Origin of the sequence: Endobacterium panacihumi (assembly GCF_050847465.1) — a bacterium.
In the GTDB taxonomy this organism is placed as follows: Bacteria; Pseudomonadota; Alphaproteobacteria; order Rhizobiales; family Rhizobiaceae; genus Neorhizobium; species Neorhizobium panacihumi.
In genome coordinates this window covers 1,484,323-1,496,894 of record NZ_JBOZRA010000001.1, presented here as the reverse complement: position 1 = coordinate 1,496,894, position 12,572 = coordinate 1,484,323, and the positions used below count along the sequence as shown (strand labels likewise).

Here is a 12,572-nt window from a genome sequence, read left to right as displayed (position 1 = left end):
CCCGCCACAGGCGGTGTCGGGAGTGGCTTATGACAGATGGCGTCCTCACGCCTTCGACGGACGAGGATTCCCCCGCTCTGGTTCAGGACCGGCGTGCGACGTTTGCCTTGCCCGGTTTGTTGCTGGCGGTCGGCGCGCTGATCTGCGCCATCGTCAGTCTTCTCGTGCTGCTTGGCGCCACGCCGATCGCGCCCACGACCAATGTCGTCATCGCGTCGGCCGGTGTGAATTCTGTCTTCGTCCTTGGCCTGATCTATCTCATCGCCCGCGAGGTGTTTCGTCTGGTGAAGGCCCGCAATCGCGGGCGCGCCGCAGCCCGGCTGCATGTGCGCATCGTTGTGCTGTTCTCGATCGTGGCCATCACGCCGGCTGTGCTCGTCGCCATCTTCGCCAGTCTGACTCTGAATGTGGGGCTCGATCGCTGGTTTTCGCTCCGCACGCAGTCGATCGTGCAGTCATCACTTGATGTCGCCAAAGCCTATATGCTGGAGAACGCCAGCTATCTGCAGGGCCAGACGGTGTCCATGGCCAACGATCTCGAGCGCAATCGCCCGATGTTTTATCTGGATCGGACCGGTTTTGTCGATCTGATGACGCGGCAGGCGAGGGGGCGCGGACTGCTCGGCGCCTTTCTTGTTCGAGACGATGGCGATGCTATCGCACAGGCTGATATCAAGACCGAGCGCCCGCTCCCTGCCATTCCTTCGGATGCGCTCGCGACTGCCGCCGCCGGTCAGCCGACCCTGATCCCGCCCGGCGTGACGAACCTTGTCGGTGCCGTCATCAAGTTCGATGCGATCCCCGGTTCTTTCCTTTACACCGTCCGCGCCGTTGACCCGAAGGTGATGTCGGCGATGCGGCTGATGGAAGAAAACCGCGACGAATATCAATCGATGGAGGCGGGGCGTACCTCGTTGCAGGTGGCTTTCGCCGTCCTTTACATCGGCTTCGCGCTGATCGTTCTTCTGGCCGCCATCTGGACCGCCATCGCGGTTGCCGACCGCATCGTGCGGCCGATCCGGCTTCTGATCAGCGCGGCGGACAGCGTTGGTGCTGGAAATCTGAATGTCGTCGTGCCGGTGCGCGCCGCCGATGGCGACGTCGGCAGCCTGTCTCGCACATTCAACAAAATGATCTCGGAAATCCGCAGTCAGCGGGATGAAATTCTCGAAGCCAAGGATGAAGTTGACGATCGTCGCCGCTTTATCGAAGCGGTTTTGTCAGGCGTTTCCGCCGCCGTCATCGGTGTCGAGGACGATCATCAGGTGACGATCGTCAATCCCACGGCCGAGCACTTCCTCGGCATTGACGCGGATCAGCTGATAGGCCAGCGTCTTGAAGACGTGGCGCCTGAAATCGATCAGGTTCTGAAGGAGGCAACCTTCCGCGCCCGCAAGGATTTCCGCAAACAGATCAATCTGATGCGCGGTGGCAAGGAGCGGACCCTGTCGGTCCAGGTAACGCGCGAGGAGCAACGCTCCAGCCGTGAATCCTATGTCATCACGCTGGACGACATTACCGACCTCGTCATTGCCCAGCGGTCCACGGCATGGGCCGACGTAGCGCGGCGCATTGCACATGAGATCAAGAACCCGCTGACCCCGATCCAGCTCTCCGCCGAGCGATTGAAGCGCCGTTACGGCAAACAGATCAACGAGGATGATCGAGCAGTCTTCGACCAGTGCACGGATACGATCGTGCGGCAGGTCGGAGATATCGGCCGTATGGTCGATGAGTTTTCCTCCTTCGCCCGGATGCCGAAACCGGCCAAAGAACAGGCGGATCTGCGCGATATTCTGCGTGACGCGGTGTTCCTGCGCGAGATGGGTGCTAGCCATGTCGAATTTGCGCGTGAACTTGGCGACAAGCCGCTCATCGGCATGTTCGATGCCCGTATGCTCGGCCAGGCTTTCGGCAATCTCGTCAAGAATGCCGTTGAGGCGATCGAGGCGGTGCCTGGTGACCAGGAGCGTGATGGCCACAAGGTTTGGGTCCGCGCTGGCTATGATGAGGGGCGCGACATTTTCTGCGCCGATATCATCGACAACGGTAGCGGTCTGCCGGCCGAAAACCGCCACCGCATATTAGAACCATACATGACGATGCGCGAAAAAGGCACCGGCCTGGGCCTCGCCATTGTCAAGAAGATCATTGAGGAACACGGTGGTCAGCTTGAACTGCATGATGCACCTGCCGAATTCGATCAAGGCCGTGGCGCCATGATCCGGGTGGTGCTGCCGCGCATGGAAACGGCAGCTTTGCAGAACGCTGACACCGACGAAAATATAGACAAGGAAGCAGCTTATGGCGTCTGATATTCTGGTCGTGGATGATGAAACGGATATCCGCGATATCGTGTCCGGTATTCTGTCCGACGAAGGGCACGAGACCCGCACCGCGCATGATGCCGACAGCGCACTGGCTGCGATTTCCGACCGCGTGCCGCGCCTTGTCTTCCTCGATATCTGGATGCAGGGTTCGCGGCTGGATGGTCTGGCTTTGCTGGATGAAATCAAGACCCGCCACCCGGATCTGCCGGTCGTGATGATTTCCGGCCACGGCAATGTCGAAACGGCTGTCTCCGCCATCAAGCGCGGCGCTTTCGATTTCATCGAGAAACCGTTCAAGGCGGATCGCCTGATCCTGATCGCCGAGCGCGCGCTGGAAAACTCCAAGCTGAAGCGCGAGGTCACCGAGCTCAAGAAGCGGACCGGCGATGCTTTGGAACTGGTCGGCACGTCCGTTGCGGTCTCGCAGTTGCGCCAGACCATAGATAAGGTCGCGCCCACCAACAGCCGCATCATGATCCTTGGCCCGTCCGGTTCCGGCAAGGAGTTGGTCGCGCGCATGATCCACAAGAAGTCTGCGCGTGCCGCCGGTCCCTTCGTGGCTCTCAATGCCGCGACGATCACGCCGGATCGCATGGAAATCGCGTTGTTCGGCACCGAAGGCACGCCTGGCCAGCCGCGCAAGATCGGCGCGCTGGAAGAGGCGCATCGTGGTATTCTCTATCTCGATGAAGTCGGTGAAATGCCGCGCGAGACGCAGAACAAGATTCTTCGCGTGCTCGTTGATCAGCAGTTCGAGCGTGTCGGCGGTTCCAAACGCGTGAAGGTCGATGTCCGCATCATCTCGTCGACCGCCTACAATCTCGAAAGCCTGATTGCCGAAGGCATCTTTCGCGAAGACCTTTATCACCGTCTCGCCGTCGTGCCGGTGAAGGTCCCAGCACTGGCCGAACGTCGTGAGGACATCCCCTTCCTCGTTGACAATTTCATGCGCCAGGTCTCCGAGCAGGCCGGCATCCGCAACCGCCGTATCGGCGATGACGCGATGGCCGTGCTACAGGCCAATGACTGGCCGGGCAACAACCGCCAGCTTCGCAACAATATCGAACGCCTGATGATCCTTGCCCGCGGCGATGGGCCGGATGCGCCGATCACTGCCGATATGTTGCCACAGGATCTTGGAGACATGTTGCCCAAGGTTGCCGGCAGTGGCGACCATCACATCATGACCTTGCCACTGCGCGAGGCCCGCGAAATGTTCGAGCGCGATTATCTGATCGCCCAGATCAACCGTTTTGGCGGCAATATTTCCCGCACGGCCGAGTTCGTCGGGATGGAACGTTCGGCCCTGCACCGCAAGTTGAAGTCACTCGGCGTCTGAGCCCTTCAATTTCAAGGGGTGAGGCCGGGTATCCAAGCCAAACCCGATCGCATACGTTGTTTTGCCGATTGCGGAGCGCATCCCGATTTGCTAACCAATGCTGGGGGACAGGGAGTTGCAAAACTGCATCTCCCCGCTCGCTTGAGCACGTTATCCTGAGCCCTGACTCGATCTCGCTCGGGAAACATGCACAAATGAGCGGTGGCGACCGATTCCGGGTGGGACGGCGCACACCTCAGGGTATAAACAAGAATTCCGGCGACAGGCCGGCAAGAAAGAAAGAAGCGGCGCCATGGCGGAACGTTCTCAGAATCTGCAGGACCTTTTCCTCAATACCGTTCGTAAGCAGAAGATTTCCCTCACGATTTTCCTGATCAATGGCGTCAAGCTGACCGGCGTTGTCACCTCGTTCGACAACTTCTGTGTGCTGCTTCGCCGTGACGGACACTCCCAGCTCGTGTATAAGCACGCGATCTCGACCATCATGCCGGGCCAGCCGATGCAGATGTTCGAGACCGAAGAAAACGCGGCCTGATAGGACATTTCGACATCACAACACGCGATACCTCGAATGAATCCCTCATCCCGGAAGCTGAAAAGCACCGGGATGACATGTGCGCAGTCGTCCTCGTTCCTGTGCCCAAACAGGCGCGTGCTCGTGCTGCACAGTCGGATGCGCCAATTGTCGCTCAACCGCAGCGCTCCAACGAAGCGCGCCTGGAAGAGGCGATGGGGCTTGCCCGCGCCATCGACTTGACGATTGCTGAAGGCCTGATCGTTGCGGTCAACCAGCCGCGACCGGCAACCCTGATCGGAACCGGCAAGGTCGAGGAGATCAAGGCGATTCTCGACGAGAAGAATGCCGGCCTCGTCATTGTCGATCATCCGCTGACGCCGGTGCAGCAGCGCAATCTCGAAAAGGAATGGGGCGCCAAGGTCATCGACCGAACCGGCCTCATCCTCGAAATTTTTGGCCGCCGCGCTTCCACCAAGGAAGGCACGCTGCAGGTCGATCTGGCGCACCTGAATTACCAGAAGGGCCGTCTGGTTCGCTCCTGGACCCACTTGGAACGCCAGCGCGGTGGTGCGGGCTTCATGGGTGGTCCGGGTGAAACCCAGATCGAAGCCGACCGGCGCATGCTGCAGGACAAGATCATCAAGCTCGAGCGTGAGCTTGAGCAGGTGGTGCGCACCCGCCAGCTTCATCGCGCCAAACGCCGCAAGGTGCCGCATCCGATCGTGGCATTGGTTGGTTATACCAATGCCGGCAAGTCGACGCTGTTCAACCGCATCACCGGCGCCGGTGTTCTGGCCGAGGACATGCTGTTTGCGACGCTCGATCCGACCCTGCGCCGGATGAAGCTGCCGCATGGCCGCACCGTCATTCTCTCCGACACGGTCGGATTCATTTCCGACCTGCCGACCCACTTGGTCGCCGCTTTCCGCGCGACGCTGGAAGAGGTGCTGGAAGCCGATCTCATCCTGCATGTGCGTGACATGTCGGATCCGGACAATGCTGCCCAGTCCGCTGACGTCCTGCGCATTCTTGCCGATCTCGGCATTGGCGAAAAGGAAGGCGAAGAGCGCATCATCGAGGTCTGGAACAAGATCGATCGGCTGGAGCCTGAAACCCACGATGCGCTGACCGAGCGTGCCGCGAGCCGCGACAACATCATGGCGCTTTCGGCTGTCACGGGCGAGGGCGTCGATCCGCTGATGGACGAGATTTCCCGACGTCTGTCAGGTGTGCTGACGGAAACCGAAGTCACCATTCCGCCGGAAAAACTGGCACTGGTCTCCTGGGTCTATAACAACGCCATCGTCGACGAGCGCAAGGATAACGAGGACGGGTCGGTGACGCTCGAGGTGCGCATGTCGGAAGCGCAGGCGGCGGAGCTGGAGCGCAAGGTCGGCAACGGCGCCAAGCCGGAAAAGGAAGACTGGGAACGTTGACGTAACGGCATGCCGCAACGTCAATGATCTAGGTGCCCGTGTCACATAAGGACGCGGGCATTTCTTTTTACGGTGGCCGACGGCGGCTTTCGAGGACTGGTATGAACGATCTCAAGATCCGCCTGATGGGCGTGCTGCTTCTGGCCATTGGCATCGTTCTCGGCTGGCACGGGGTGCTTCGGCCATTGGAAAAAGCCTGGGCGGGTGTGCCGGAGGTCAATTACCAGCCGAATGCCTTTTTGCTTGTTCCCGCCTCATTGATATTTGGCCTCGGCTTCGCGCTCTATGGTGAGCGGCTCAACTATCGCAATGCCGAAAAGCAGACGCTGACGGCGCTGGGCTGTGTGATGTTTGCGGTGGTCGCTCTGCTGACCGCTGCCGGCTTCTGGTATTTCAAGCAGCAACTCTCTGCGGTTGGTTATCAATCGACGCGTTAAGCCAAGCCGATCCGCTTTACCGGATCGAGAAACTCGCCCGTGACCAATCTGCTGACCAGCTGGCGCATCAGCGGCAATTGTGTTGCCGGTGCGATGGCGATGTCGCGCACCACCGGCAGGAGGCTGCTGTCCGACTGATAGAAGGGCGTCATGACAAAGCTTGTCAGCTGGTAGAACCAGATGTGCAGGCGGCGTTGGCGCAGATGAAGGGCGAGGGCGTCCTCGATCGATGCCGAGCGCTCCAGTGCCGTCATCAGCGACGCAGCATCGAGAAGGGCCATGTTGGCACCCTGACCAAGCTGCGGGCTGGTCGCATGCCATGCATCGCCAATGCGCAGGATACGTCGTCCGGCGATCGGCTTGCGGGTGTGGTGGCGGTAGCGGGCGTGAACCGGTTCGGCCATTTCCGCAAATGGCACGGTCTCCGGCCACATTTTTGCGACCTCCTCGACCCATGCGGCACGGCCGGCAGATCGCCACGTATCGATATCCTGATTTCGGAGGCTCCAGAAAAAGGTCGCCATTTTGGGCGCACCGTCTTTTGCCGTGCCGACCGGCAGCACACCGGCCATGCGGCTGGCGCGATGGTACCGCTGTTCCAGCTCATGCGGATGAAACGGTCCGTCTTTTGGCCACGGCACGGTCGCCCAGAGTGCGCCGTAACCGAGTTCCTTTGCCGGGATATGTCCGAGCGGCGAATTGGCTCCCATGGCATCAATGACGAGATCGGCCGCCGGTGCCGCTCGGCCACCGTCCAGCACGATCGCTGGCCTTTCGCCCTGCGTCATGTCGACGGCTTTCGAAGACGTCTCGAATTTTACGCCAGAGGCAATGGCGGCTTCGAGCAGGATATCGAACAGGGCCACGCGCTGGATGGCGATGCCGTGGCGGGACTTTCCGTAACCGATCTCCAGAACGGTTCTGTTCGTGCCGGCAAGCTTGCCATGCATGCGGTTGATGACGGCGCCGCGCGCGGCTGCCTTGTCCAGAAGGCCCATGTGGGCGAGCACTGCCGCCCCCGTTGGCTGCAACACGAAGCCGGAACCGACCGGTTGCGGGGCTGCCATCTGGTCGTAGATGACCACTTTGGCGCCGCGGCTTGCCAGCATCGCAGCCAGCGAAAGCCCGCCGATGCCTGCGCCGGCAATGGCGATATCCAGTTTTTCAAATCTCATGGAAAAAACCTGTCCTGACCAATCGGGCTCACGTCAATTCGCGCTCGATGGCCTTGGCCGCCTGCCACAGATCTTCCATCTGTTCCAGTGTTGCGGCTTCCAGTGTTTCGCCCGATGCATGAAGAGATGTTTCGATGTGATTGAATCGGCGCCGGAATTTCGTGTTTGTGCCGCGCAGGGCATTTTCCGGGTCGGCGTTGACGTGACGGCCGATATTGACCAGCGCAAAGATCAGGTCTCCCAGCTCGTCGGCCACAGCTTCCGGCCTGCCGGCTTTCAGCGCCTCACGCAACTCGCCGATTTCCTCTTCGATCTTGTCGAGGATCGGTTCGGCTTCCGACCAGTCGAAACCGACGCGCGCCGCCTGTTCCTGCAGTTTCAGCGCTTCCGTCAGTGCTGGTTGCGTGCGCTGGATGCCGCCGAGATGGCCGGCCTTGAAATCCGCGGTAATGCCGCGCTTCGCCCGCCGCTCGGCGCGCTCCTGCTTTTCCTGCTTCTTGATCGCATCCCATTGCAGCTTGACGGCGTCCGGCGTGTCGGCATCGGAACGGGCGAACACATGTGGATGGCGGCGGATCATCTTTTTCGTCACGGCCTCTACAACATCGCCGAAAGCGAAGTCACCGGCCTCTTCCGCAATGCGGGCATGAAAGACGACCTGCAGCAGAAGGTCGCCAAGTTCCTCGCAGAGATCGTCCATGTCCCGGCGCTCGATCGCGTCAGCCACCTCATAAGCTTCCTCGATCGTGTAGGGTTTGATCGTTTCGAACGTCTGGACGATGTCCCAGGGGCAGCCGGTCTCGGGCTGGCGCAGCGCCTCCATGATTTCGATCAGCCGGGAAATGTCCTTGGATGCTTCCATGTCTAAAGGTCCTGCGTGTGTCTTATGTCAGCGAAGCGGGATGTCGTTGGCGGCCTTGCCGGACTGGTAGAGGCCGGACAGGCTGTCATAGATCGACTTGATCAGCGCCGTCTGTTCCTTCAACTGCTTGCGCAGCGGCTTGTCTACTGTCTCGACAAGATCGCCGATGTAATGGGAATGCCAGAAAGCGTTGTTGCGACGGTAACCGCCGGGCTCCAGCCCAAAAACCTCTTTGAGGATTTTCAGGTCGTGCGGAATGGCAAAGGCATCGCGCGAATCCTCGTGGCTGAAAAAGTAGTAGAAATTGTCGAAACCCGCCCAAGTGATGGCCGACATACACATCGTGCAGGGTTCGTGGGTGGAGAGAAAGATCAGATCTTTCGGATCGAATTTTTCCGACAATTCGTGAAACCGCTTCAGCGCATGGATTTCGCCATGCCAGAGCGGGTTTTCGGTCTCGTTATTGGTTTCGGCAATCACGAGAGACAGGTCCGACTTGCGCAGGATGGCGGCGCCAAAGATCTTGTTGCCGGCGGCGACGCCTTTTGCCGTGAGGGGCAGAATGTTATGCTCGATGACGTCGAGCAGGCGTGGTGCCAGGGTTTTCGAAGCTGGGGTCTTTGAAGAGGTTGCCTTCGCAGCTTTGGCCATGGTCGAAACTCCGTTTGTTGCCCGGCACCTTAAAGCACGTCGCCGACAAGTATGCAGCCGTTTTGAAGCCCGGGGATGCAATGCGGTGGAAAAGTTTTTTCAGCCGGCTGACCGTCGTGTGACGACTCTATTTCGCGAAAGTTATTCGTGCCCATGTAGCCTGATGCGACACTGCGGATGCGGGAAAGCCCGGAGAAAAGTGCCGGTCTGTGCTTCACCTGCCTGTCACATGCCGGTAAGGGAGGCGGTTGCTTTTGCTCAGGCTAAGCGGATGCGGAGTAGGAAAATGTCGGTGTTCAGGTTTCTTCGCACGTCCTTTGCTTCAAAGGAGCGTAAGGATCGCGATAAATTGCAGTTGTTAATCGATGAGTTGGCAATGAGCAGTGAAAACGCACGTCTGAATGTTTTTCCCGCCTTTTTCCGCGTCAGTGGTAAGGTCGTCGTCGTGTTCGGCAATGGCGATGAAGCCTATGCAAAAGTCCGGCTGCTGACCAATACGGATGCCAAGATCACCGCCTACGCGGCCGAGCCGGAAGCGGACTATGCGGCTTTCCTCGCCGAGCAGGGCATCACCACGCATCACCGCGCTTTTTCTCCCGAACTGCTGGATGGCTCGACGCTGGTTTTTGCAGCGACCGGCGATGACGCGGTCGACCGCGAGATCGTTGATGCCGCCCGCGCCCGACGCATTCCCGCCAATGCCGTCGATCAGCCCGACTATTGCGATTTCTATACGCCGGCTCTCGTCAGTCGCGCACCGGTTGCCGTTGCCATCGGCACCGAAGGGGCAGGGCCGGTTCTGGCGCAAATGATCCGTGCCCGTATCGACCAGATGCTGTCGCCGTCGCTCGGTCGTCTCGCGTCGCTGGCCGCTGATTACCGCGATGCCGCCGACAAGCTGGTGCCGCGTGGCGTTGCCCGCCGCATCTTCTGGCGCCGTTTCTTTTCCGCGAGCGTGGCCGATGCCGTAGATGCCGGTGACATCGCCACCGCGCGCCGCACCGCCAATGCGCTCTTGTCCGCCGATAACAGCGTTTCCGGCCATGTCTGGCTGGTGGGGGCAGGTCCGGGCGCCGAAGACCTGCTCACACTGCGCGCCCAGCGCGTGCTGATGGAAGCCGACGTGATCGTGTATGACGCGCTGGTGCCAAAGGCGATCGTCGACATGGGTCGTCGTGACGCCGAGCGCATTTCTGTCGGCAAGCGCAAGAATGCCCATTCGAAGACGCAGGGCGAAATCAACGAACTGCTTGTGGAACTCGGCAAGGCCGGTCAGCGCGTGGTGCGCCTGAAATCCGGCGATCCGCTGGTTTATGGCCGTGCGGCCGAAGAAATGGACGCGCTGCGCAAGGCCGGCATTTCCTACGAGATTGTGCCGGGTATCACATCCGCTTTTGCCGCCGCTGCCGATTTCGATCTGCCTTTGACGCTGCGCGGTGTCGCCTCCTCGCTGATCTTCACCACCGGACACGACCTGACCGGCGACACACTGCCCGACTGGGCGAGCCTTGCCGTCAACGGCGCCACCGTCGCTGTTTACATGGGCCGCACGGTTGCCGCTTCCGTGACTGATCGTCTGGTCGCGGCCGGCCTTTCGCCGGACACGCACGTCGCGGCCATCGAAAACGCCAGCCGCCGGGATCGCCGCCTGTTTCATGGCCGCCTCTCCGATCTGCCGGATCTGGAACTGCGCGACGAACTGACCGGCCCCGTGATGGTGATCATCGGCGACGCCGTTGCCGGCGCAAACTTGCAAAAATCCGAACCGCTGGCGGTGGGTATCGTCGCGGCCCGCGAAGGAATGGGATCAAAACAATGACTGACAAGGTTTTGACTGCCAACCGCCTTTCCGACGGCATTGCCGTCTGGCTGGATGCGACCGGCCGCTGGACCGAACGCCTGCAGGATGCGCTGGTGGCGCGCCATGCGGAAGCCGTGGCCTCGCTGGAAGCGATCGGCAAGCGCGATTTTGCCGATAACCGCGTGGTCGATGTTGCGGTTGTCGATGTGCAGGAGATCAATGGCCAGCTCTGGCCGGTGCGCCTGCGTGAACGCATCCGCGCTCAGGGCCCGACCATGCATTATGCCGCCGGTTACGGCACGGCCGATCCGGCCTTCATCGCAGTCTGAGTTTGATCCGAGACCGTTATGTATCGTTACGATGAATTCGACCATGCCTTTGTCGCCGACCGCGTGGCGCAGTTTCGCGATCAGGTATCGCGCCGCCTTGCCGGTGAACTGGCCGAGGATGCCTTCAAGCCGCTGCGCCTGATGAACGGCGTTTATCTGCAGCTGCATGCCTATATGCTGCGCGTTGCCATTCCCTACGGCACGCTGAACGGCAAGCAGATGCGCATGCTGGCCCATATCGCCCGCAAATATGATCGTGGTTACGGGCATTTCACCACGCGCCAGAACATCCAGTATAACTGGCCCAAACTATCGGATACGCCGGATATTCTCGACGAGTTGGCAAGTGTAGAAATGCACGCGCTGCAGACCTCCGGCAATTGCATTCGCAATGTCACCGCCGACCATTTTGCCGGTGCCGCTGCCGATGAAGTGGCCGACCCGCGTCCTTATGCGGAAATCCTGCGCCAGTGGTCGTCCGTCCATCCGGAATTCTCGTTCCTGCCGCGCAAATTCAAGATCGCCGTGACCGGTGCCGAGCGCGACCGCGCCGCCATTCAGGTGCATGACATCGGCCTGCATCTGAAAAAGAACGAGGCTGGTGAGATCGGTTTTGCTGTCTATGTTGGTGGTGGTCAGGGCCGTACGCCGATGATCGCCAAGAAGATCAAGGACTTTTTGCCCGAAGCCGATCTCCTGACCTACATCACCGCGATCATGCGCGTGTACAACCTGCATGGCCGCCGTGACAACAAGTACAAGGCGCGTATCAAGATCCTCGTGCATGAGACCGGCACGGAAGAACTGACACGGCAGGTGGAGGCGGAGTTTGCGCATCTGGCCGGCACCGAGCTGACGCTGCCACAAGCCGATATCGACGCCATCACCGCCTATTTTGCGCCGCCGGCTCTGCCTGCTCGCGCCGAAGGCTGGGCGCAGCTGGCCGGCTGGAAAAAGGCCGATGAAGGGTTTGCCCGCTGGGTGGATCAGAATGTCTGTCCGCACAAACATCCCGATTACGGGATGGTGACGATTTCGCTGAAACCGAACGGCGGCATTCCGGGCGATGCTTCGGATGTGCAGATGGATGCGATTGCCGATCTGGCCGAGGAATTCGCCAATGACGAGATCCGTATCAGCCACGAGCAGAACGTGATCCTGCCGCATGTGGCGCTGGCCGACCTGGAGCCGCTGTATCGCGCACTGGTGGCGCAGGGGCTGGCGACGGCCAATGCCGGGCTGATTACCGATATCATTGCCTGCCCCGGTCTGGATTATTGCGCGCTGGCCAATGCCCGCTCGATCCCGGTGGCACAGGAGATTTCCACCCGTTTTGGCGCGCCGGAGCGGCAGGCGGAAATCGGTGAGCTGAAAATAAAAATTTCCGGCTGCATCAATGCCTGCGGCCACCACCATGTCGGCCATATCGGCCTGCTGGGCGTGGAAAAGAAGGGCGCCGAGCTTTACCAGATCACGCTGGGTGGGTCCGGTGACGAACATACGTCGATTGGAGAAATCATCGGACGTGGTTTTGAGCCGTCCAAGGTGACGGATGCGATCGAGACGATTGTCGATACCTATCTGGGCCTGCGCCTGTCGAAGGACGAGATTTTTCTGGATGCCTATCGCCGTGTCGGACCGCAGCCGTTCAAGGATGCGCTTTATGGTGATGCCAAGGCGGAGGCGGCTTGATCC

At 60.2% G+C, this 12,572-nt stretch carries 11 protein-coding genes; 8 read left to right on the top strand and 3 right to left on the bottom strand.

The window, feature by feature from the left end; translation table 11 throughout:
- The first annotated feature begins 29 nt into the window (after window positions 1–29).
- The 5 genes from ACRQ1B_RS07410 to ACRQ1B_RS07390 all read left to right on the top strand — a co-directional run bounded on the left by ACRQ1B_RS07410 (window position 30) and on the right by ACRQ1B_RS07390 (window position 6,059).
- On the top strand, window positions 30–2,315 hold the full coding sequence (locus ACRQ1B_RS07410; protein ID WP_432292986.1) for a sensor histidine kinase NtrY-like: 2,286 nt from the start codon (window positions 30–32) through the stop codon (window positions 2,313–2,315).
- Window positions 2,305–3,669 carry a nitrogen assimilation response regulator NtrX gene (gene ntrX / locus ACRQ1B_RS07405; protein WP_432292985.1) on the top strand — a complete coding sequence of 455 codons (1,365 nt, stop codon included), beginning with the start codon at window positions 2,305–2,307 and terminating at the stop codon, window positions 3,667–3,669. Before ACRQ1B_RS07410 ends, ntrX begins: the two co-directional genes overlap by 11 nt.
- Before the next feature lie 292 nt (window positions 3,670–3,961).
- Entirely contained in the window at window positions 3,962–4,204 is a 243-nt protein-coding gene (gene hfq, locus ACRQ1B_RS07400; protein ID WP_007757453.1) for an RNA chaperone Hfq, read from the top strand.
- Window positions 4,205–4,281: 77 nt separating this feature from the next.
- Window positions 4,282–5,622 carry a GTPase HflX gene (hflX, locus tag ACRQ1B_RS07395; protein ID WP_432292984.1) on the top strand — a complete coding sequence of 447 codons (1,341 nt, stop codon included), beginning with the start codon at window positions 4,282–4,284 and terminating at the stop codon, window positions 5,620–5,622.
- A gap of 101 nt (window positions 5,623–5,723) precedes the next feature.
- Entirely contained in the window at window positions 5,724–6,059 is a 336-nt protein-coding gene (locus ACRQ1B_RS07390) for a hypothetical protein (protein ID WP_432292983.1), read from the top strand.
- Here ACRQ1B_RS07390 and ACRQ1B_RS07385 read toward each other — a convergent pair.
- The 3 genes from ACRQ1B_RS07385 to ACRQ1B_RS07375 are packed head-to-tail and all read right to left on the bottom strand — an operon-like array spanning window position 6,056 to window position 8,747.
- Window positions 6,056–7,234, bottom strand: coding sequence for an FAD-dependent oxidoreductase (locus ACRQ1B_RS07385; RefSeq protein WP_432292982.1), 1,179 nt, complete (start codon window positions 7,232–7,234; stop codon window positions 6,056–6,058). The two genes, ACRQ1B_RS07390 and ACRQ1B_RS07385, sit on opposite strands and share 4 nt — an antisense overlap.
- A gap of 28 nt (window positions 7,235–7,262) precedes the next feature.
- The gene (gene mazG / locus ACRQ1B_RS07380; protein ID WP_432292981.1) at window positions 7,263–8,096 is read right to left on the bottom strand and encodes a nucleoside triphosphate pyrophosphohydrolase; all 834 of its coding nucleotides are present in this window, start codon (window positions 8,094–8,096) and stop codon (window positions 7,263–7,265) included.
- Window positions 8,097–8,123: 27 nt separating this feature from the next.
- Entirely contained in the window at window positions 8,124–8,747 is a 624-nt protein-coding gene (locus tag ACRQ1B_RS07375; RefSeq protein WP_432292980.1) for a nucleoside deaminase, read from the bottom strand.
- Window positions 8,748–9,123: 376 nt separating this feature from the next.
- Between ACRQ1B_RS07375 and cysG the strand changes: the two genes are divergently transcribed.
- The 3 genes from cysG to ACRQ1B_RS07360 are packed head-to-tail and all read left to right on the top strand — an operon-like array spanning window position 9,124 to window position 12,569.
- Window positions 9,124–10,566 (top strand): siroheme synthase CysG, encoded by a 1,443-nt coding sequence (cysG, locus tag ACRQ1B_RS07370; RefSeq protein ID WP_432292979.1) that lies wholly within the window; start codon window positions 9,124–9,126, stop codon window positions 10,564–10,566.
- Complete coding sequence (locus ACRQ1B_RS07365) at window positions 10,563–10,877, top strand: DUF2849 domain-containing protein (protein ID WP_432292978.1); 315 nt, start codon at window positions 10,563–10,565, stop codon at window positions 10,875–10,877. Before cysG ends, ACRQ1B_RS07365 begins: the two co-directional genes overlap by 4 nt.
- 18 nt (window positions 10,878–10,895) lie before the next feature.
- Complete coding sequence (locus tag ACRQ1B_RS07360) at window positions 10,896–12,569, top strand: nitrite/sulfite reductase (protein ID WP_432292977.1); 1,674 nt, start codon at window positions 10,896–10,898, stop codon at window positions 12,567–12,569.
- Window positions 12,570–12,572: the final 3 nt, after the last annotated feature.

Coding starts and splice junctions, on each gene's coding strand:
- ACRQ1B_RS07375 (WP_432292980.1), bottom strand. CDS start 8,747: ATGGCCAAAGCTGCGAAGGCAACCTCTTCAAAGACCCCAGCTTCGAAA.
- hfq (WP_007757453.1), top strand. CDS start 3,962: ATGGCGGAACGTTCTCAGAATCTGCAGGACCTTTTCCTCAATACCGTT.
- hflX (WP_432292984.1), top strand. CDS start 4,282: ATGTGCGCAGTCGTCCTCGTTCCTGTGCCCAAACAGGCGCGTGCTCGT.
- ACRQ1B_RS07410 (WP_432292986.1), top strand. CDS start 30: ATGACAGATGGCGTCCTCACGCCTTCGACGGACGAGGATTCCCCCGCT.
- cysG (WP_432292979.1), top strand. CDS start 9,124: ATGAGCAGTGAAAACGCACGTCTGAATGTTTTTCCCGCCTTTTTCCGC.
- ACRQ1B_RS07360 (WP_432292977.1), top strand. CDS start 10,896: ATGTATCGTTACGATGAATTCGACCATGCCTTTGTCGCCGACCGCGTG.
- ACRQ1B_RS07385 (WP_432292982.1), bottom strand. CDS start 7,234: ATGAGATTTGAAAAACTGGATATCGCCATTGCCGGCGCAGGCATCGGC.
- ACRQ1B_RS07390 (WP_432292983.1), top strand. CDS start 5,724: ATGAACGATCTCAAGATCCGCCTGATGGGCGTGCTGCTTCTGGCCATT.
- ntrX (WP_432292985.1), top strand. CDS start 2,305: ATGGCGTCTGATATTCTGGTCGTGGATGATGAAACGGATATCCGCGAT.
- ACRQ1B_RS07365 (WP_432292978.1), top strand. CDS start 10,563: ATGACTGACAAGGTTTTGACTGCCAACCGCCTTTCCGACGGCATTGCC.
- mazG (WP_432292981.1), bottom strand. CDS start 8,096: ATGGAAGCATCCAAGGACATTTCCCGGCTGATCGAAATCATGGAGGCG.